The organism is Pseudomonas sp. A214, assembly GCF_900156295.1.
GTDB lineage: Bacteria > Pseudomonadota > Gammaproteobacteria > Pseudomonadales > Pseudomonadaceae > Aquipseudomonas > Aquipseudomonas rhizophila.
This window is the reverse complement of sequence record NZ_LT707062.1, coordinates 4,506,581-4,526,635: the sequence shown is the minus strand read 5'-3', so window position 1 is coordinate 4,526,635 and position 20,055 is coordinate 4,506,581. Positions and strand designations below refer to the sequence as shown.

20 protein-coding genes are annotated in these 20,055 nt (G+C 62.4%); 4 read left to right on the top strand and 16 right to left on the bottom strand.

Features of this window, described 5'->3' with window-relative positions; genetic code table 11:
* Positions 1-31: 31 nt before the first annotated feature.
* From BW979_RS20165 to BW979_RS20145, 5 genes are read right to left on the bottom strand one after another with little or no spacing between them, the layout of a single operon-like run.
* Positions 32-1,690 (bottom strand): methyl-accepting chemotaxis protein, encoded by a 1,659-nt coding sequence (locus tag BW979_RS20165; RefSeq protein WP_047227660.1) that lies wholly within the window; start codon positions 1,688-1,690, stop codon positions 32-34.
* A gap of 33 nt (positions 1,691-1,723) precedes the next feature.
* A complete protein-coding gene (locus tag BW979_RS20160) occupies positions 1,724-3,823 on the bottom strand; it encodes a chemotaxis protein CheA (protein WP_076386701.1) in 2,100 nt (699 codons plus the stop codon).
* A 39-nt stretch (positions 3,824-3,862) separates the two neighbouring features.
* Positions 3,863-4,147, bottom strand: a complete 285-nt coding sequence (locus BW979_RS20155) for an STAS domain-containing protein (protein WP_047227659.1) — start codon at positions 4,145-4,147, stop codon at positions 3,863-3,865.
* Positions 4,148-4,162: 15 nt separating this feature from the next.
* Positions 4,163-4,531, bottom strand: a complete 369-nt coding sequence (locus tag BW979_RS20150; RefSeq protein WP_047227658.1) for a response regulator — start codon at positions 4,529-4,531, stop codon at positions 4,163-4,165.
* Positions 4,532-4,542: 11 nt separating this feature from the next.
* Positions 4,543-5,454, bottom strand: coding sequence for a methyl-accepting chemotaxis protein (locus BW979_RS20145; protein ID WP_409936848.1), 912 nt, complete (start codon positions 5,452-5,454; stop codon positions 4,543-4,545).
* Positions 5,455-6,061: 607 nt separating this feature from the next.
* Here BW979_RS20145 and BW979_RS20140 point away from each other — a divergent pair.
* Positions 6,062-7,408 carry an MATE family efflux transporter gene (locus BW979_RS20140; RefSeq protein WP_047227656.1) on the top strand — a complete coding sequence of 449 codons (1,347 nt, stop codon included), beginning with the start codon at positions 6,062-6,064 and terminating at the stop codon, positions 7,406-7,408.
* Positions 7,409-7,592: 184 nt separating this feature from the next.
* Positions 7,593-8,261 (top strand): HAD-IA family hydrolase, encoded by a 669-nt coding sequence (locus tag BW979_RS20135; protein WP_076385350.1) that lies wholly within the window; start codon positions 7,593-7,595, stop codon positions 8,259-8,261.
* 133 nt (positions 8,262-8,394) lie between these two features.
* Here BW979_RS20135 and ppnN read toward each other — a convergent pair whose 3' ends face one another.
* The gene (gene ppnN / locus BW979_RS20130; protein ID WP_047227654.1) at positions 8,395-9,768 is read right to left on the bottom strand and encodes a nucleotide 5'-monophosphate nucleosidase PpnN; all 1,374 of its coding nucleotides are present in this window, start codon (positions 9,766-9,768) and stop codon (positions 8,395-8,397) included.
* Positions 9,769-9,985: 217 nt separating this feature from the next.
* Between ppnN and BW979_RS20125 the strand changes: the two genes are divergently transcribed.
* Positions 9,986-10,519 carry a DUF3087 family protein gene (locus tag BW979_RS20125; protein ID WP_076385348.1) on the top strand — a complete coding sequence of 178 codons (534 nt, stop codon included), beginning with the start codon at positions 9,986-9,988 and terminating at the stop codon, positions 10,517-10,519.
* A gap of 70 nt (positions 10,520-10,589) precedes the next feature.
* On the opposite strand, the gene BW979_RS20120 is transcribed toward BW979_RS20125, so the two are convergent.
* The 7 genes from BW979_RS20120 to BW979_RS20090 form a co-directional block, all read right to left on the bottom strand.
* Positions 10,590-10,769 carry a general stress protein gene (locus BW979_RS20120; protein WP_047227652.1) on the bottom strand — a complete coding sequence of 60 codons (180 nt, stop codon included), beginning with the start codon at positions 10,767-10,769 and terminating at the stop codon, positions 10,590-10,592.
* A gap of 126 nt (positions 10,770-10,895) precedes the next feature.
* Positions 10,896-11,462: an ATP-dependent Clp protease proteolytic subunit gene (locus tag BW979_RS20115; protein ID WP_047227651.1), complete on the bottom strand. Its 567-nt coding sequence runs from the start codon at positions 11,460-11,462 to the stop codon at positions 10,896-10,898.
* 133 nt (positions 11,463-11,595) lie between these two features.
* A complete protein-coding gene (locus BW979_RS20110) occupies positions 11,596-12,633 on the bottom strand; it encodes a DNA topoisomerase IB (RefSeq protein ID WP_076385346.1) in 1,038 nt (345 codons plus the stop codon).
* Positions 12,634-12,865: 232 nt separating this feature from the next.
* Positions 12,866-13,945: a molybdenum ABC transporter ATP-binding protein gene (gene modC / locus BW979_RS20105; protein ID WP_076385344.1), complete on the bottom strand. Its 1,080-nt coding sequence runs from the start codon at positions 13,943-13,945 to the stop codon at positions 12,866-12,868.
* Between the two features lie 3 nt (positions 13,946-13,948).
* Positions 13,949-14,629 carry a molybdate ABC transporter permease subunit gene (modB, locus tag BW979_RS20100; protein WP_047227648.1) on the bottom strand — a complete coding sequence of 227 codons (681 nt, stop codon included), beginning with the start codon at positions 14,627-14,629 and terminating at the stop codon, positions 13,949-13,951.
* Positions 14,630-15,382 (bottom strand): molybdate ABC transporter substrate-binding protein, encoded by a 753-nt coding sequence (modA, locus tag BW979_RS20095; protein WP_076385342.1) that lies wholly within the window; start codon positions 15,380-15,382, stop codon positions 14,630-14,632.
* Positions 15,383-15,609: 227 nt separating this feature from the next.
* Positions 15,610-16,677: an NAD(P)H-dependent flavin oxidoreductase gene (locus tag BW979_RS20090; RefSeq protein ID WP_076385340.1), complete on the bottom strand. Its 1,068-nt coding sequence runs from the start codon at positions 16,675-16,677 to the stop codon at positions 15,610-15,612.
* Positions 16,678-16,825: 148 nt separating this feature from the next.
* On the opposite strand from BW979_RS20090, the gene BW979_RS20085 reads away from it, so the two are divergent.
* Positions 16,826-17,314, top strand: coding sequence for a GyrI-like domain-containing protein (locus tag BW979_RS20085; protein WP_076385338.1), 489 nt, complete (start codon positions 16,826-16,828; stop codon positions 17,312-17,314).
* Here BW979_RS20085 and ada read toward each other — a convergent pair.
* The 3 genes from ada to BW979_RS20070 form a co-directional block, all read right to left on the bottom strand.
* Positions 17,278-18,351, bottom strand: coding sequence for a bifunctional DNA-binding transcriptional regulator/O6-methylguanine-DNA methyltransferase Ada (gene ada, locus BW979_RS20080; protein ID WP_047227644.1), 1,074 nt, complete (start codon positions 18,349-18,351; stop codon positions 17,278-17,280). The genes BW979_RS20085 and ada overlap by 37 nt on opposite strands.
* Positions 18,352-18,439: 88 nt before the next feature.
* Positions 18,440-19,120: a DNA oxidative demethylase AlkB gene (gene alkB / locus BW979_RS20075; RefSeq protein WP_372241384.1), complete on the bottom strand. Its 681-nt coding sequence runs from the start codon at positions 19,118-19,120 to the stop codon at positions 18,440-18,442.
* Positions 19,107-19,835, bottom strand: a complete 729-nt coding sequence (locus tag BW979_RS20070) for a 2OG-Fe(II) oxygenase (RefSeq protein WP_076385336.1) — start codon at positions 19,833-19,835, stop codon at positions 19,107-19,109. Before BW979_RS20070 ends, alkB begins: the two co-directional genes overlap by 14 nt.
* Positions 19,836-20,055: the final 220 nt, after the last annotated feature.

Here is a 20,055-nt window from a genome sequence, read left to right as displayed (position 1 = left end):
CCTTTTAAGCGAAGCCCGTAGGGCCGGACCGTCAGAACCGGGTGAATTCGGATTCGTCTGGCGCGCTGGCCATGTTGTAGGCAAATGCCTTGGGCATCACCGCCGCGGGCGCACGGGCTGTCTTGCGACTGGACGGGCCGGGCGTGTTGTCCACCTTCAGTGGCTGGCTGGCCGATTTGGCCGGCGCGTCCAGGGTGAAGAAGCTCATGGCCTGTTGCAGCTGTTCGGCCTGGCTGCTCATTTCTTCTGCGGTGGCGGCCAATTCTTCGCTGCTGGAAGCATTCTGCTGGGTCACCTGGTTGAGCTGGGTCATGGCTGTGTTGATCTGCGCCACGCCGGCGGCCTGTTCTTCGGAAGCGGCGCTGATTTCCTGCACCAGGTCCGAGGTCTTGTTGATGGACGGGACCATTTCGTTCAGCAGGTGCCCGGCTTTCTCAGCCATGTCGACGCTGCTGGACGACAGCTCGCCGATCTCCTGGGCCGCCACCTGGCTGCGTTCAGCCAGTTTGCGCACCTCGGCGGCGACGACCGCGAAGCCTTTGCCATGCTCACCGGCGCGGGCCGCTTCGATTGCAGCGTTGAGCGCCAGCAGGTTGGTCTGGTAGGCGATGTCATCGATGATGCTGATGCGTTGGGCGATTTTCTTCATCGCCACCACGGTCTGCTGCACCGATTCACCGCCGTCGGTGGCTTCCTTGGCGGCCTTGCTGGCCATGCCGTCGGTGACCTTGGCGTTTTCGGTGTTCTGGTTGATGCTGGCGCTCATCTGTTCGATGGAGGCGCTGGTTTCTTCGACGCTGGCCGCCTGCTCGCTGGTGGCCTGGCTCATGGATTGCGCGGTGGCGCTGACTTCTTCGGAGGCGCTGGCCAGGTTGTCGGCGGCGTTGCGCACTTCACCGATGATATGGGACAGCTTGCCCACCATGTTTTGCATGGCGTTGAGCACCATGCCGGTTTCGTCCTTGGAGCCGCTTTCGATTTTCGCGTTCAGGTTGCCTTCGGCCAGTTGCTCGGCAACCAAGGCCGCCTGTTTCAGGGGGCGGGAAATGATCCGCGAAATGAACAGTGCCAGGCCCAGGCCCACCAGCAGGGCGGCAACCAGCACGGCGATGATCGACAGACGCGCATTCTCATACAGTTCCGTACCATGGGCGCTGGCCACGTCGGCCCCGGCGGCATTGAGCTCAACCAGTTTCTGCAGGTCGGCGGTCACCAGGTCGAAATGACGTTTGGATTCGCCCTTGAGCAACGTCTGGGCTTCGTTGAGCAAATTTTGTCGGGACAGTGCGAACAGGTCTTTGCTAACGGCCAGGTACGCGGCCCAGTCGCTGCGGGCAGTGTCGAACAGCTGGCGATCTTCGGCACTGGACAGCAGTTTTTCATAGGTCGCCAGACGCGTTTCGAAACCCTGTTTGGCTTCGTCCGCTTCTTTTTCGATGGCCGTGCGCTCCTGCTCGGAGTCAGCGGAAATGTGGCGATTTTCCTTGAGGCGATAGTTCGCCGCGTAGAAGCGCATGCCCGAGGCGGCGCGCATCGAAGTCATCCAGTTTTCGCGGATCTCGATGGTTGTGCCGTTGACCTCGTTGAGTTGGATAATCGAGAACACCCCCATGACGGCGGTCAACGCGAGCACCACCAGAAACGAGGTGATCAGTTTGGTGGCGATTCTAAGATCGTAGAACCATTTCATTGGGAAGTACCTCTCCATGGAATTGCTAAAGCGTCAGCGAGCAGTGGCTTGTTGTGATTGAGTCGAGGTGTAGCGGTTGTCTATTTGGGCGATCTGCGTGAGCAGCGCCGGCACGTCGAGAATCAACGCCACAGCGCCGCTGCCCAGGATCGTCGAGCCGCTGATGCCGCGCAGCGCGCCGAACAACTTGCCCAGGGGTTTGATCACGGTCTGGAATTCACCGAGCAGGTCATCCACCACCAGCCCGGCCTTGAGTTCGGCGTAGCGCACCACCACCACGTTCTGCCGGCGCGAGGCCGGGCCTTCGTGGTTGAAGTGATCGCGCAGGTACACCAGCGGCAGCACTTCGCCGCGCAGGTCGAGGTAGCCTTGTTCGCGGCTGCAAACCCCGTCGTCCTCGCTCAGCTCGATGCATTCCTGAACCATGTCCAGGGGAATGACGTACGTGGACTGGCCGATGCCCACCAGAAAGCCATTGATGATCGCCAGCGTCAGCGGCAGGCGGATGCGCACCACGGTGCCCTGGCCCGGTTGGCTGTCCAGGTCGACAGTGCCGCGCAGCAGGGTAATGTTGCGCTTGACCACATCCATGCCCACGCCACGCCCGGAAAGGTTGGTGACGGCCTGGGCGGTGGAGAAACCCGGCTCGAAGATCAGGTTGTAGATTTCCTGGTCGGTGGGGCTGGCGCCAAGGGCAACCAGGCCGCGTTCCTGGGCTTTTTCCAGGATCCGGTCACGGTTCAGGCCGGCGCCGTCGTCGGCGATTTCCAGCACGATGCTGCCTGAGTCGTGATAGGCATTGAGGTGCAGATGACCTTTGGCCGGTTTACCGGCCGCCAGCCGCGCCTCGGCGGTTTCGATGCCGTGGTCCATGGCGTTGCGCAACAGGTGCATGAGCGGGTCACCGATTTTTTCCACCACGGTTTTATCCAGCTCGGTTTCCGCACCGCTGATGATCAGGTCGATGTCCTTGCCCAGTTCCTGGCTGACATCGCGCACCACCCGGCGGAACCGGTTGAAGGTTTCACCAATGGGGATCATGCGCAGACGCAAGGCGCCGTCGAGAATCTCTTCCACCAGCCCGGACACCGTTGAAGTCGATTCCTGCAACGAGTCGTCGTTGCAGTGGCGGGCCAGCAGGCTGGCGCCGGCGCTGGCGATGACCAGTTCGCCCACCAGGTTGATCAACTCGTCGAGCTTGTCGGCGTTGACCCGCACATAGGCGCCGTCCTTGGCCTTGCCGTCGCTGGTTGCCGGTTGCTTGTCTGGCGAGACCTGAGCGGGCATGCGCGCAGCCGAACGCTGGTCCGGCATCAGTTCGCCGGTGGTGACCATTGCCGTGTTGGGGTCAGCCTGCTCTTGAGTGGTTGCAACCAGCCCGGTGTTCATCTGCGGCACGGGGTCATCAATGGCGACGATCTGGATCTGGCAATCTTCGCGCACGAAATCGAAGACTTCGTTGATCGCCCCGTGGCCGGCAGCCGAACTGAACTCAATGTCGAACCCCAGGTAGCAGGACTCGGCATCCCAGGTTTCGGCCGAGGGCATTGCGTCGGTCAGCGTGGTGATGTGGATGATCTCACCGAGGGTTTGCAGGTAACGCAGAAATGACAGCGGGTCCATGCCGTTGCGGAACACCTCCGGGCCAAAACGCAGGGCAATATGCCAGAGGCGCGTTTCGGCGGGCGCTTGTGTGTCGCTTGCTTCGGCGGGCTTCGGGGCTTCGGCAGGCGAGGGCGCCTGATATTCCTGAAGGATCTGGCACAGCTCCATTTCCCGGGCCAGGGCCGGGGGCGCCAGTTTCGCGCCCTGGTTGGCCACCACATTGATCAGCTCCAGCATGTGATCACTGGACTTGAGCAGCACGGCGATCAGGCCGGCGTCCACTTCGACGCTGCCATTGCGCAACCGATCGAGCACGTCTTCGACGATGTGAGTGAAACTGACGATGGGTTCCAGGCCGAACAGCCCGGCCGAGCCCTTGATCGTATGGGCCGCCCGGAAGATCGCGCCAATAGCATCATCGTCGCCCGGGTCGCTTTCCAGTTGCAGCAGGGACTCTTCCATCGCCTGCAACTGTTCCCGTGCCTCGACGATGAACGTTTGTTGTGCCTGATCGAGATTGATGCTCACGCTCATATCCTTTGTCGTGTCCGACGTGTTGCGAGGTCTCTATACAACCAGGTTGCACAGGGCGAGTGTTTCCGTGACGGCCTTGCTGTGGCCCGTTATCTCCAGGCGGGTACCGGCCTTGGGAGCCTCGCGCTGGACCATCATCAGCAGTTGCAGGCCGGCGCCGTCCATTTCCGTAATCTGCGACAGATCCAGCGCCATGCGCGGCGTCGCCCCCAGGCGCGGCAGCAACTGCGCGGCGAGGTCGGCGGCGGTGTAGATCGTCAGCTCGCCGTCGATCTGCACCTGCGCGGTGTCGTCCTGTGTTTCGTACAGCAAGGGCATTTCACTCTCCGCGAATCAAGGAAGAATCAGCTTGGACACCGCCGCCAGCATCTGCGCCGGCTGGAACGGCTTGACCACCCAGGCCTTGGCACCCGCCGCCTGGCCCTCGAGTTTTTTCGACTCCTGGGATTCAGTGGTGAGCATGATGATCGGCGTGAACTTGTAGCTGGCCAGCTTCTTGACCTCCTTGACGAAGGTGATGCCGTCCATGTTCGGCATGTTCACGTCACTGATGATCAGGTGCACCTTCTGGCCATTGAGCTTGCCCAGTGCATCCTTGCCATCGCTGGCCTCGATCACGTCGTAGCCGGCACTTTTCAACGCGATGCCGACGACCTGCCGGACGCTCGCGGAGTCGTCGACAACCAATACACTTTTAGCCATGAACGGCTCTCCTAGAAGAAGGTTATTTCCTGTGAATTCTGGTGCGCGCCCGATTCGCCGTGGTGGTTGCGGCGTTGTTCTTCGGTGGCGTAAGTGGTTTCCATGCGCGCCAGCCATTGGCGGGCATCGATGGAAACGGCCTGGTCGGGCGACTGACTGGCCTGCTGCATATGCACATGCAGGTCCTCGATGTTGTCGCGCACGTGGCTGAGAATCTGGCTGACCCGATCCTGGAATTGCAGGTTGACCAGCACTTCGGTGAGCTCGTCGCGAATACCGAAGCTTTCCTGCTGCAGCAGGTCGGCCGATTCGGCCAGCCGCCCGGTGACGCTCTTGAAGCGTTCCAGCACGCGCTGGATGCTGTCCTCGGAGACGCTGACCGACTGGCTGTCCTGATCCGCGCCGCTGGAGGCGGCCTGGACCAGTTGAGTGATGGCGCTATTGATGATGTCGACCTTGGCCGACATCTGCTGGCCAGTCTCGCTGGACTTGCTCGACAGGCTGCGCACGGCGTCGGCCACCACCGCAAAACCGCGCCCGGCTTCGCCCGCACGGGCGGCTTCGATGGCGGCGTTGAGGGCCAGCAAGTTGGTTTGCGCGGCAATGGCCGCGACATCGGCGGCCATGGTTCGCAGCTCGCCGGTGTAGGCGGTGAGGTTACGCACCTGGGCCAGGGTTTCATCGCGGCTGGCCTGGGTGGCTTTCAGGGAGTCGATGACCTGGACCAGCTCACCTTCGCTTTGGGCCAGCACCTGCACGGCGCCGCCACTGCTGTTGCCGGCCAGCTCACCGGCGGCCAGTTGCGAAGCTTGCACGGTATCTTCCAGGCGTGAAGAGATGCCGGTGAAGCGATTGGTCAGCGAGACGATCGCGGTTTCGGTCTGCTGCCGGGAGCTTTCCACCTGCTTGGCCCAGATCGGCATGGCACCGAGGATGACTTCGTTGAGTTGCGCGCTGGCCTTATGGTTCAAGTGGTCGGCGGCGTGTAGCGCGTGATGGGCAATGGCGGCGGCGACGGCTCTGTCGATCTGCTGGTGCTGGGCGCGGGCAGCCCACACGCCGACCCCGGCGCCAATGGCCAGGAGCACGGCACACAACCCCAGGTTTTGTGTACTTGGGCCGTTGAGAACCAACAGGCCGACGCTCGCGATCAGGGCCACAAACAAGCTGGACCAAAGGATGCGCGGCGGAGTTTGGGAATGGGAATGACCGTGTGAATACGACGTCATGGTTCGGTCCTTGAACAGTGTTGCTAACAGGTTGTTTGCGAATAACTGGTTATCTGCGACCCCACCCCGGACTTTAAGACCGGTCGTCCGATTCCGGTATGGCCGAGGGCGTTGACCTGCCCAGTGAGTGGCACTGTGCTATCTGAGATTAGACGCAGTCGCTGAAATGTCGAGGCGCCCTGACGAACAGATGAGTCGCCCACAACCCCTTGCGCCTTGCTCCCACAGATTCCCTCACCACCATCCGGGAATAAGCTAAATTACCCCGCATCGGATTTTGAACCTGCCATCACGAGCCCTCATGCCCACCCAGCCTCTCTGGAAAATCTACCTCCTGTTCCTGGCCCCCATGGTCCTGTCCAATTTCCTGCAATCGATGTCCGGCACACTCAATAGCATCTACATCGGCCAGATGCTCGGCACCCAGGCATTGGCGGCGGTATCAGGCATGTTTCCCATCCTGTTTTTCTTTATCGCGCTGGTGATTGGCCTGGGCGCGGGAGCAGGGGTGTTGATCGGGCAGGCTTACGGCGCCGGGGAAACCGGCACGGTGAAGGCGATTGCCGGTACCACGTTATTGCTGGCGGCGATCATCGGGCTGGTGGCGGCGGTGCTCGGCACCGTGTTCGCGCGCCAGGCGCTGCAGGGGCTGGGGACGCCGGCCGATGTGCTGGAGGACGCGGTGTCCTATGCCCGGGTGATGATGTGGATCCTGCCGATACTGCTGGTGTTCGTGGTGTTTACCCAGTTGCTGCGCGGGGTGAGCGATACGCTGTCGCCCATGCTGGCCTTGCTGGTGTCCACCAGCGTCGGGCTGCTGCTGACGCCGGCGCTGATTCGCGGCTGGCTGGGGCTGCCGCAGATGGGCATCGAGAGCGCGGCGCTGGCGGGGCTGGTGGGTACGGCGTCGGCCATGGTCATGCTCGCGTGGCGCCTGAACCGTCGCGAGCACGCCCTGGCGCCGGACCGGGCGTTGTTCGCGGCGATGCGCCTGGACATGGACATCCTCGGCAAGGTGCTGCGCATCGGCCTGCCCACGGGGTTGCAGATGGTGGTGATCTCACTGTCGGAGCTGGTGATCCTGGCGCTGGTCAATGGCCACGGGTCCCAGGCCACGGCCGCCTATGGCGCGGTGACGCAGATCGTCAATTACGTGCAGTTCCCGGCGTTGTCGATTGCCATCACCGCCTCGATCCTCGGCGCCCAGGCCATCGGTGCCGGGCGTCTGGAGCGTCTGGGGCCGATCCTGCGCACCGGCCTGTTGATCAACGTCTGGCTCACCGGTGGGCTGGTGGTCTTGGGATATCTGTTGTCTCACTGGCTGCTGGGGCTGTTCATCACCGACCCGGCGGCGCGAATCCAGGCCGAACATCTGCTGCACATCATGCTCTGGAGCCTGCTGGTCTTCGGCTTCCAGGCGGTGGTCGGCGGCATCATGCGCGCCAGCGGCACGGTGCTGATGCCGGTGGCGATTTCGATCTTCTGCATCGTCGGCGTTCAGCTGCCAGTGGCCTACCTGCTGGACGCGCAGTTCGGCCTGCAAGGGGTATGGATGGCGTTTCCGGTGGCTTACTTGAGCATGCTGGTGTTGCAGACCCTGTACTACAAGATGGTCTGGCAGCATCAGCGGATTGAGCGGTTGGTGTAGCTCTGCGCTTTCTGACACAACAAAAAACCTGTGGGAGCGAGCCTGCTCGCGATAGCGTCGGCACATTCGGCATCGATGCGCGCTGACCCACCGCCATCGCGAGCAGGCTCGCTCCCACAGGGATTCGGTGCCTGGCGATGTTACAGTGGCCGGCATTCTCCTACCGCCATCACCGAGGATTTCGATGTCTGCCCGCCCGCCCTCCAGTGTTTCCTACCGCGCCTTCCTCTTCGACATGGACGGCACGCTGCTCAATTCCATCGCCGCGGCCGAGCGGATCTGGACGCGCTGGGCCCTTCGTCACGGTGTGGAGGTGGCGAGCTTTCTGCCGACCATCCACGGCGTGCGCGCCATCGACACCATTGCCCGCCAGCGCCTGCCAGGGGTGGATGCCCTGGCCGAGGCCGAGCAGATTACCCGCGAGGAAATCGAAGATGTGGAAGGTGTGGTGCCGGTGCCCGGTGCTGCGGCATTGCTCAACAGCCTACCGCCCCTGCAATGGGCCATCGTCACCTCGGCGCCCATGGCGCTGGCCTTGCGGCGCATGGAAGCGGCCGGCATTCCACGTCCGGCGGTGATGGTCACCGCCGAGGATGTGAGCGACGGCAAACCCAATCCGGCCTGTTATCGACTGGCAGCGGAGCGCCTGCAAGTCGCCGCCCAGGACTGCCTGGTGTTCGAGGATGCCGAAGCGGGTATCAAGGCCGGCGAGGCGGCGGGAGCGGATGTGTGGGTGGTGACGGCGACGCATACGCATCCGGTGGCCACCCCCCATCCGCTGATCAAGGATTACCGTGGGCTTGGCCTTGAGGTGGATGAGGCCGGACGGATGCGACTGAACCCGACGCTGTGATCGCAGCAGACCCCCTGTGGGAGCGAGCCTGCTCGCGATAGCGTCGGCACATTCAGCAATGATGCAATCTGACCCGCCGCCATCGCGAGCAGGCTCGCTCCTACAGTTGGATCTGTGGTGATCGTTGAACCGGTCAGGTCACCACGCGATAGCACGGTTCATACGCCGCGCCGCCCGGCAGTTTCATGCGGTGCTGGGCGACGAAGGCCTGGAGCAGCCGGTCGAGGGGTTCCATGATGGCGGCATCGCCGTGGATCTCGTAAGGACCGTGTTCTTCGATCAGGCGGATACCCTTGTCCTTGACGTTACCGGCCACGATCCCCGAGAACGCCCGGCGCAAGTTGGCGGCCAGTTCGTGGGCGGGCAGGTCGCGCCTCAGGCCCAGGCTGGCCATGTTGGCGTGGGTCGGGTCGAACGGGCGCTGGAAGCCTTCGTCGATTTTCAGCAACCAGTTGAAGTGGAAGGCGTCGTTGCGTTCGCGGCGGAACTGTTTGACCGCCTTGAGCCCTTGGGTCATCTGCCGAGCCACTTCGGCCGGGTCGTCGATGATGATCTGGTAGTGCTTCTGCGCAGCCTCGCCCAGGGTCGCACCGACAAAGGCATGCAGTTGATCAAGGTACGGCGCGGCGCTCTTGGGCCCGGTCAGAACAACCGGGAAGGGCAGGTCCTGGTTGGCCGGGTGCATCAGGATACCCAGCAAGTAGAGGAACTCTTCCGCCGTACCGGCGCCGCCCGGGAAGATGATGATGCCGTGGCCCACGCGCACGAAAGCTTCCAGGCGCTTCTCGATGTCCGGCAGGATCACCAGCTCATTGACGATCGGGTTCGGCGCTTCGGCGGCGATGATGCCAGGCTCCGTCAGGCCCAGGTAACGGCCGCCGTGGATACGCTGTTTGGCGTGGGCGATGGTGGCGCCTTTCATCGGGCCTTTCATCACGCCCGGGCCGCAGCCGGTGCAGATGTCCAGGCTGCGCAGGCCCAGTTCGTGGCCGACTTTCTTGGTGTATTTGTATTCTTCGGTGTTGATCGAGTGGCCGCCCCAGCACACGACGATTTTTGGCTCCACCCCAGGGCGCAATGTGCGGGCGTTGCGCAGCAGGTGGAAGACGTAGTCGCTGATGCCCTGGGAGGAGCTGAGGTCGATGCGCTGGCTGTCCAGTTCGTTCTCGGTGTAGACGATGTCGCGCAGGGCGCTGAACAGCATCTCGCGGGTGCTGGCGATCATTTCGCCATCGACGAAGGCGTCGGCCGGGGCGTTCAGCAGTTCCAGGCGTACGCCGCGGTCTTGCTGGTGAATACGGATCTCGAAGTCTTTGTAGGCTTCCAGGATGGTCTTGGCGTTATCGACATGGGCGCCGGTGTTGAGAATGGCCAGGGCGCACTGGCGGAAGAGGGTATAGATACTGCCGGAACCGGCTTCACTCAGTTGCTGGACTTCGCGCTGGGACAAAGTCTCCAGGCTGCCCTTCGGGCTGACCGAGGCGTTGATTACATGTCTTTGATTCATTCAGCTTTCCTTGAAAACGATGCCGTACTCACAACGACGGCATCTTGAAAAAAACGTCCACGCAGAAAGATCGCACGATCCTTGCGGTATCGCCATGGACTTTGATCCGGATCCTTCGGGTCGGTTGCAACACAAAATGAGCTCCAGCATAGCTAAATCCACCGGGCAGGCGATAATGCGGGACTTTTTTTACCCCGCACAAGGAAATTGCACCGCGATGTTCGAGCTCAAGCCGTGGGACGCCGAAATCTACCGACGCCAGACCCGACGCAGTACCCTCATCGTCGCCGTGACGTTCCTGGCACTGGCGATGCTGTTGTCCAGCCTTTCGGTGATGCTGTTCGGCACACCCGGGGGGGATAATTTTCGCTTCAATCTCGGCGGGGTGATTGCCGCGGTGTTGGTGATGGTCGCCTTGATGCGTCTGTATTTCTGGTCGCAGCCGTGGATGGCCGCGGCGGTGTACGGCTGGCAGCTCAAGCGCAGCCTGATGAGCATCACCAATGTGATGCACCAGGTGAAGGCCGGTGTGCAGGCCCAGGACGTGGCGGCCATGAAGCTGCTACGGTTTTATCATCTGGGATTGACGCAGATGCATCAACTGGACGCCAACTCCAGCGCCCAGGGCTCACTCGCCCGAGAGGCTGATGAGCATCTGACAAGGATGCAGGCGCTCAATCTCGACAGCGAGCAAGCTCGGCTGGACCCGATCTGGATCGACATGGTGAAAAAGGCTTATAGCGGACGCTGATCGACCCCTCAGGGCAATGACAGATTAAGCGCCGGAGCGCAGCAGGCGTGCGCCCCAGCGATTTTCCAGGTTACGATTTTCTGCCCGCGCCTTGGTTGCGGTCAGTTCCTTTGCGGCCCGCCTCAGTGCCTTTCTGACGATCACTTGCAACGTTACCGCCCGACGCATGGCCGCCTTTCTTGCCGGCTTCCGATGCTTTTTCCCGATCATTTGCGAAGTTGCCTTGGTTTTTGTTTCCACTACTGGCCATTTCGAGCATCCTCATTTTGGTTACGCGAGCAACGAGCCTCGCATAATTTGTGAAAGGAAATGGCCGGCAAAAGTTTAATGAAAACACTTCGTCAGATGACGAACGGCACGCACTGACGGCACGGGGTCACTGGTCCTCGCCACCACTGATTTTCCAATGCTTGGCATCCACCGGGAAAACCACTTGCTCGACCCGGTGCGCGATGCCGAAGGCCAAAGAGTTTTCGGCCGGGATGACCCGTTCTTCGGCGCAAAGACATTTGAAAATGTCCAACTGAGTGGCGGCGCCGGCGGTTTCCTTGACGTAGATTTCCACGTACCGCGCCACGTCGTTGTCCAGGCTGGACAGGTATTCCCGCAAACGCGAGTGATCCACCGACTTCTGGCCGAAATACCAGTTCATCGGGTGAATCAGAAAACGCGAGTGAGGCGTGGTGGTGCGGTCGCTGGCGGCCAGGTACATGATGATGCCCATGGACTCGATATTGCCGGCATTCACGGCACGCACCGGCACCGGAAGGGATTTGATGAAGGTGTAGAGGGTAAAGCCGAAGTTGGTACTGCCACCGATCGTCGAGAGGTTGAGCATCAGTGAGTCGGCGCCTTTTTCAATGGCATCCAGGCAGTTGTCCCGGAAGCGCTCGGTCGTTCCCTGATCGATCTGGCAATGAAAATGGACAATGTGTTCGGACATTTCAAACTCCTGTCGACTTCCCGTTGAACGGTCTGCGCAGCGGTGGCGCCGTACAGTTGGGAGTTCGCAGGTGCGCGGATGTTCCTCGTCTGAGGCCGGATGTTGGCGTTCGAGCAGGTGTGGTTCGCCGGGTTCAGCACGCTTCGGCAGTTTGGGCCATGCGTTGCAGGAACATCGCCAGCGCGGCTTCCTCCTCGCTGAGGCCTTTGCGGACCCGGGGGTTGGGCAGCTCCCTCAGCGAACCCAGCAGGAAACCCTCCACCACGGCGGGATGGATGTAGCATTTACGACAGACGGAGGGGGTATTGCCCAGTTGCCGGGCAACCTGCCTGACCATCTCGGCGAGGTGTTTTTTTGCCTCGCTCTCGGTTTCCCAGCACAGCAGTCGCAGCCCCGCCAGAGCCGCCGCGCTGCCGGCCCAGGTGCGGTAGTCCTTGGCGGTGAAGTCCGCGCCGGTGAGGCTCTTGAGGTAGGCGTTGATATCGGACGAGCTGACGGAGTGGCGTTCGCCGTTGTCGTCCAGGTACTGGAACAGGTTCTGCCCTGGAATCTCCTGGCAACGCTTGATGATCCGCGCCAGACGCCGGTCTTTCACGGTGATCTGGTGTTCGACGCCGCTCTTGCCACGGAATTGGAAGGCAATTGCGCTGCCGTTGACCTCCACATGCTTGCTGCGCAGGGTGGTCAGGCCGTAGGAGCGGTTGTCCCGGGCATACTGGGTGTTGCCGACCCGGATCAGGGTGATGTCCAGCAACGTGATAACCGTGGCCATGACCTTGTCGCGGCTGAATCCGGGCGTGGCCAGGATCTGCTCCAGGCGTTTGCGCAAGCGCGGCAGGGTACGGCCGAACTCCAGCATTCGGGAGTATTTGTCGGCATCGCGCACTTCCCGCCAGCGCGGGTGATAGCGGTACTGCTTACGCCCACGAGCGTCCCGACCGGTGGCCTGGAGATGGCCGCGCGGGTCGGTGCAGATCCATACATCGGTGTAGGCCGGCGGTACGGCCAAGGCGTTGATGCGCTGGATTTCGGCCGCATCGGTGATCCGCTGGCCCTGAGGATCGAAATAGCAGAACTTGCCCCGCAACTTTTTGCGGGAGATACCAGGGGCGGTGTCATCGACATAATGCAGATCGGCCGGCAGCGCTTCCGGCGGCAGGGTGTCGGGCATGAAAGAATCCTTGGCAGCAAATCCGGGGCCTGTGATCGATTGACCGCAGCCCATTGTGGTCGTGCCAAGTTTCTGAGGTGGCCCGCAACACCCACGAATCAGGGTTGGACCGCCGGACCTGTGGGAGCGAGCCTGCTCGCGATAGCGTCAGATCAGTTCACACCCATGTTGACTGAACCACCGCGATCGCGAGCAAGCCCGCTTCCACAAGGGATTTGTCTGGGGCGATACCCTACGCCAACACCGCCACCGCCTTGATCTGCGCCCACAGCAACTGCCCCGGATGAAGCTTCAGCTGATCCCGGGAGTAACGGGTGATGCGCGCCAACAGCGGCGTGCCAGCAGCCTCCAGCCGAATCAACACATGGGCGGCGTTGTCGGCGGCCAGTTCGCTGACCACGGTAACGGGCAAACGGTTGAGGATGCTGGTCTGGGCATCGTTCGCCAGGCTGAGGCTGACGTCACGGGCCTGGACCTTGAAGCGTAGCGGCTGTCCGATGGCCAGAGGCGTGTGGGCGACACGCACGTTCAAGAGGCTGTCGGGCAGTGTCAACGACAGCAATTGATAGGCCGCGTCATACCCGCTGACCTTGCCCTGGACCACCACGCCCGCGTCATCGCCCAATGCCAGTGGCAGGTCGAGTCGCGCCAGTGTTTCGCCAATCGGCCCGCTGGCCAGCACGCGACCGGCCTCCAGCAACACGATGTGGTCGGCCAGGCGCGCCACTTCGTCCTGCGAGTGGCTGACGTACAGCACTGGGATGTCCAGCTCATCGTGCAGGCGTTGCAGGTAAGGCAGGATTTCGTTCTTGCGCCGGGTATCCAGGGCGGCCAGGGGCTCGTCCATCAGCAGCAGTCGCGGGCTGGTCAACAGGGCTCGGGCGATGCCGACCCGCTGGCGTTCACCGCCGGACAGGTTGTGTGGCTGTCGATCGAGCAAGTGACCAATGCCCAGCAGTTCGGTGGCCTGGTCCATGTCCACCCGTCGTTGCGCCGGTGCGATGCGCTTGAGGCCGAACGCCAGATTAGCCTGCACGGACAGATGCGCGAACAGGCTCGCCTCCTGGAACACGTACCCCAGCGCCCGTTGATGGGGCGGCACGAACACCCCGCGCTCGCTGTCCTGCCAGACTTCGCCGTTGACCTCGATGAACCCCCGGGTCGGCCGGTCCAACCCGGCGATGCAGCGCAGGCAGGTGGTCTTGCCGGAACCGGACTGGCCGTACAGCGCGGTCACGCCACGGCCCGGCAGTTGCACATCCAGGTCCAGGGAGAAGTCTCCATGGTCGAGCTGAAAACGCGCATGAATCATCGATCAGCTCCAACCGGCCCGGGTTCGGCGGCTGGAATACAACGCCAGCAGCACAAGAAATGAAAACACCAGCATTGCCGCCGCCAGCCAATGAGCCTGGGCGTACTCCAAGGCTTCGACATGGTCGTAGATCTGTACCGACACCACGCGGGTCTTTTCGGGGATATTGCCGCCGATCATCAGCACCACGCCGAATTCGCCGACGGTGTGGGCAAAGCCGAGGATTGCCGCAGTGATGAAACCGGGGCGGGCCAAGGGCAGGATGACACTGAAAAACGTATCCCAGGGACCGGCCCGCAAAGTGGCCGCCACTTCCAGGGGACGACTGCCGATGGCGGAGAATGCGTTCTGCAATGGCTGCACCACAAACGGCATGGAGTAGATCACCGAGCCGATCACCAGCCCGGTGAAACTGAAGGTGAGGGTGCCCAGCCCGACGGCCTGGGTGAATTGGCCGATCCAGCCGTTGGGGCCCAGGGCGAGCAACAGGTAAAAGCCGATCACCGTGGGCGGCAGCACCAATGGCAGGGCCACCACCGCGCCCACCGGCCCGCGTAGCCAGGACTGGGTACGTGACAGCCACAGGGCGATGGGCGTGCCGATCAGCAGCAGGATCACTGTGGTCAGCGAGGCCAGTTTCAGGGTCAGCCAAATGGCGGCGTAGTCGGCACTGGTCAGTGGCATTTAGCGTTGATAACCGTAGGCTTGGATGATGGCGGTGGCTTTCGGGCCTCTGAGGTAATCCATGAACGCCGAGGCGGCGGCGTTGTTTCGCCCTTTGTTGAGGATCACCGCGTCCTGTTTGATCGGGTCATGCAGCTCGGCGGGGACGATCCATGCCGAACCGCTGGCCACCTTGCCGTCCTTGTACACCTGGGACAAGGCCACGAAGCCGAGTTCTGCGTTGCCGGTAGAAACGAACTGATAAGCCTGGGTGATGTTCTGGCCTTCGACGAGCTTGCCTTTGACTTGCCCGGACAACCCCAGTTTGTCCAGCACCTGGGTGGCGGCCAAACCGTAGGGCGCGGTTTTCGGGTTGGCGATGGACAGGTGCTGGAAGCCGTTGTCCTTGAGCACCTGGCCCTGGCTGTCGACATAACCGTCCTTGGCCGACCACAGCGCCAGCGTGCCGACCGCATAGGTGAAGCGCGAACCCTTGACGGTGTCGCCTTCGCTTTCGAGCTTGGCCGGGGTGGTGTCGTCGGCGGCGAGGAAGACTTCGAACGGTGCGCCGTTCTTGATCTGGGTGTAGAACTGCCCGGTCGCGCCATAGGCCGCCACCAGCTTGTGGCCAGTGTCTTTCTCGAAGCCGGCGGCGATGGCCTGGACCGGTGCGGTGAAATTGGACGCCACGGCCACCTGCACCTCATCGGCCTGGACGGCGCCAACGCAAAAGAGTGTAGTCAGCAGCAACGGCGCGAAGCGGGTGAGGTGCATAAAGGCTCCGAAAGGTCGGTTTCGCTATATACGGAAATATATAGCGAATGGACGATAAACGGAACGCGGCATTTTGCGGACGTTGGCGTGAGAGGGCTGCCGCCATCGCGAGCAAGCTCGCTCCCACAGGTCCAGTGGTGTGCCCAGATGTTGTGTTCACCACCGATCCCCTGTGGGAGCGAGCCTGCTCGCGATGGCATTCCAACAGACAATGAGCTCCTTCAGGATCAACCGCGGTTGTTGAATCGGACCAGTGCCTCTTCGGCCAAGCGCCGGGTCAGCTCCGCGGTCGACAGCTCCCGACCCATGGGGAACGCCTGGCCGGCCCACAGGTTGCTGAAGTCTTCTTCATCCTTGGCGCGCAACGGCAGCAACGCACCGCCAGCCAGGGGGAATGCCGGCGCTATCGGACTCATCGGCCCGATCTCGCGCATCACCCGGTTGACGATGCCCCGGGCCGGGCGGCCGGTGAACAGGTTGGTGACTGCGGTTTGGCTTTCCTTGGCCGTGCGCAGCGCCCGGTGATGGGCCGCGCTGATCTTCGCCTCGGGGGTGAACAGATAGGCGCTGCCCAGTTGCACCGCCGATGCGCCCAGAGCAAACGCTGCGACGATACCCCGCGCATCGCCAATACCGCCCGCAGCGATCACCGGCACGCTCACCGCATCCACCACCTGGGGCAGCAAGGCAAACAGGCCGACCTGGGTGTTGAGGTCGTCGCTGAGGAACATCCCGCGATGGCCGCCGGCTTCATAGCCCATGGCGATGATCGCGTCACAACCGTGCTGTTCCAGCCAGATGGCTTCCTCGACGGTGGTGGCCGACGACAGGACTTTAGCGCCGGTGGCTTTCACCCGATCCAGCAGGGACTTCTCCGGCAGGCCGAAGTGGAAGCTGACCACTGCAGGACGCATCTGCTCCAGCACCCGGCAGGCTGCATCATCGAACGGCGTGCGGTTGGACACCGGCGTCGGCGCGTCGAAGTCAGCGCCCAGTTCTTCGTAGTAGGGCTTGAGGTGCTGCTTCCAGGCCTCGGCGCGCGGCTCGTCGAGCACGGGTGGCTGGTGACAGAAAAAATTCACGTTGAACGGCTTGTCGGTCTGTTCGCTGATCGTCGTCAGCGCTTGGCGCAATTGCTCGACATCCAGCATCGCCGCCGGCATCGAACCCAGCCCGCCGACATTGCAGGCGGCGATCACCATGGCCGGCCCCGTCACTCCGGCCATCGGCCCCTGGATGATGGGTAGCTCGATGCCAAGCAGGTCAAGAATGCGAGTGTCTGGCCACTGGCTCATGTACAGGTCTCCGACGGCAGAGGAAAACAGCGTTTTTAGCAGGTGTGGCCCGGCCAGGGCCAGTCGAGTTTTTCAATCGGATGCGGCAACTTGATCCCGACGGCCAGCGGGTTACCATGCGCGCTTCATTTCTCAAGGAGCCTGACCCATGGACGTCAAACTCAAGGCAGTCGAACCCTTTACCGTGGCCGGCCTGCAGGTACACACGCGCAACGCTGACGAACAGCAGCCTGAAATGGCACGGATCGGCCCGATGTGGCAGCAATTCTTCAGCGAAGGGTTGTTCGACAAGATCCCCGCCAGGCAGTCGGAATCGTTTGTCTACGGGGTCTATTCCAACTATGAGTCCGACGCCACCGGCTACTTTGATGTGACGGCCGGGGTGCAGGTGGATGCGACCAGCGCAGGCTACGCCGCCGTGGACATCGAAGGCGGGGATTACCTGATGTTTTCGGCCAAGGGGCCGATGCCCGATTGCGTGATCCAGACCTGGGGCCTGATCTGGGCATATTTCGTGGACAACCCGCAGACGTTGCGCCGCTTCACCACCGATTTCGAGGTCTACAGCGGCCCCGACTCGGTGGCGATCTACATCGGCGTTCAGTCCGCGGACGAGCGCTCCAGCGCCAGCAACTGACGCTTACGCTCCACGCCCCAGCGATAGCCCGACAGGTTGCCGTCGCTGCGCACCACCCGGTGGCAAGGGATCGCCACTGCCAGGCTGTTGGCCCCGCAGGCCTGGGCCACGGCGCGCACGGCTTTAGGCATGCCGATGCGCTGGGCGATCTCGGCATAGCTGGCGGTGCTGCCCGGCGGAATATCCCGCAGGGCCTGCCAGACCCGTTCCTGGAACGCCGTGCCTTGCAGGTCCAGCGGCAGGTCCAGGCCCAGGGCCGGTGCCTCGATAAAGCCCACCACCTGGGCGATCAATTGCTCGAACTCGCGGTCGGCACCGATCAGGTTGGCGCGGCGAAACTTGTCTTGCAGGTCCCGCACCAGCGCGTCCGGATCGTCCCCCAGCAGGATCGCGCACACACCGCGTTCGCTTTGCGCCACCAGAATCGCCCCGAGGGAACATTGGCCGACGGCGAAACGAATGTCGGTGTTCTGCCCGGCGGCGCGGTAATCGGCGGGTTTCATGCCCAGCACTTTGTCGGCGGCTTCATAAAAGCGGCTGTTGGAATTGAAACCGGCGTCGTACAGCGCTTGGGTGATCGATCCACCATCGCTCAGGCGTTCGCGCACCTTGCGCGAGCGGTGGGCGGCGGCATAACCCTTGGGTGTCAGGCCGGTGACGGCCTTGAACACCCGGTGGAAGTGGAAGGGACTCAAGCCTGCGCTTTGCGCCAGTTCATTGAGCCCAGGCAGTTCTTCGGCAGCCTCGATCTGTCGGCAGGCGGCCGCGACCCGGGCCGCTTGTTGGGCGGCGAGCTGGGTCTGGTCCCTGGCCACTCGCTTGCTGGGACGATACCCCGCCGCCTGGGCCTGTTCCGGCGTGTCAAAAAATTCCACGTTCCGTGGATTGGGCAGGCGCGACAGGCTGCTGGGATGGCAATAGATGCCGGTGGTTTTCACGCCATAGACGAATTGCCCGTCGGCGCGCGGATCCCGGGCGAGCACGGCGGCCCAGCGAGGATCCTGTTCAGCGGTGAGGGTGTTCGAAGTGCTGTTCATGGTCGTTATGTCCATTGGCCCGTTTTGGCTAAGATAGCGAGCCTGTGAGATGGCAACACTCCGGGTCTTGCGGTTGAATTCTGCACGGTTACCCGGCGGTGCGGAACGTCAGGTTGATCCGCTGGGCGCCCAGCTTCGGATGCTGGCCTTGCTTGAGCGGCAGCACGCCGTGATAACGCAACCGGTCCACGCCGCCCCAGACCACGATGTCGCCGTGGAACAGTGGAACGCGCAGACTTTTGTCGCTGCGCTCGAATCCGCCGAACAGGAACACCGCCGGCAAGCCCAGGGACATGGAGACGATGGGGGCGCTGAGGCAGCGTTCGTTCTTGTCCTGATGCAGCGACATTCGCGCGCCGGGCACGTAACGGTTGATCAGGCAGGCGTCGGGCTCGAAGTGCTCGAAGTGGGCCTGCCGGGCGGCGGCCTGGGCCAGTTCGCGGAACACCGCTGGCATGTCGGGCCAGGGGGCGCCGGTCTGTGGGTCATGGGCCGTGTAGCGATAGCCAGTGCGGTCGGTGGTCCAGCCCAGCGCGCCGCAACTGCTCAAGGCCACTGACATGGTAAAACCGCCAGGCGTGACCATCTGCCGGAACGGCGCGGCCAGCAACACCGCTTCCAGGGCCGGCAGCAAACGTTCGAGCCAGGGCAGGGCGAAACCGCGCAACACAAACGCTTGCTCGCCGATCTGTTCGGTCAGGCCGGGTGTCGTCGGCGTCTCGTCGGCGAACAGGTCCAGCGTGATAGGGGTGTCGTCACTGCGCATCATGAAAAATGATTCCAAGTGTATGCCGGCTACCGCTGTGCACGCGGCTGACGCCATGGCGCATGTTCACCCGATAATAACCGCGAACGCCTTTGACCGGCCGTTGATGCACGGCAAATACCAGCGCATCGCCCTGTTTCAGATCGATAACCTGCGCACGTGACTGCATGCGCGGGCGCTGCTCCGTGAGAACGAACTCGCCGCCGGTAAAGTCCTGGCCCGGTTCCGACAGCAGAATCGCCACCTGCAGCGGGAATACGTGCTCGCCGTACAGGTCCTGATGCAGGCAGTTGTAGTCCTGCGGGCCGTATTGCAGCAACAACGGCGTAGGACGCCGTTGCCCGGCGGTGTGACAGCGTTCAATGAAAGCCGGATGCTCGGAGGGGTAGCGCACCTCAAGGCCCATGCATTCGTTCCAGCGATTGGCCAGCGGTACCAACGGCGGATACAAGGATTGACGCAACTGCTGGACGAGGTCGGGCAGCGGATAGCGAAAATACTGATACTCCCCGCGCCCGAATCCGTGGCGGGCCATGATCACCTTCGAACGGAAAAGGTTGGGTTCGGCGTATAGGCCACTGAGCATCCTGCATTGCTCGGCCGTAAGCAGGTTACGGATGATTGCGCTGCCGTCCTGGTCGAGGTCTTGTTCCAGGGAGGGCCAGTCAAGGGTGTTGACGTGTTGGGCCAGCGAGGGCGCATGAAGGCTCGGGAGCATGATCGAAGACCTGGCAAATAGAGTGCGGTCAGTCTGGCAGGCGCTCAGGTCTGCGGCACTCCGGGGCTTGCGGTCAATGTCCCTTGACCGAGCTCAACCCAACCATTTGTCTCAAACGTCACGACACCTGTTAGATCTGACAGTAGCCAGTTCCCCCGCCCTGGAGTGTGATAACGACGTTCCCGAGAGGCTCGCGATTGTCACCCACCAGGAGAGCATG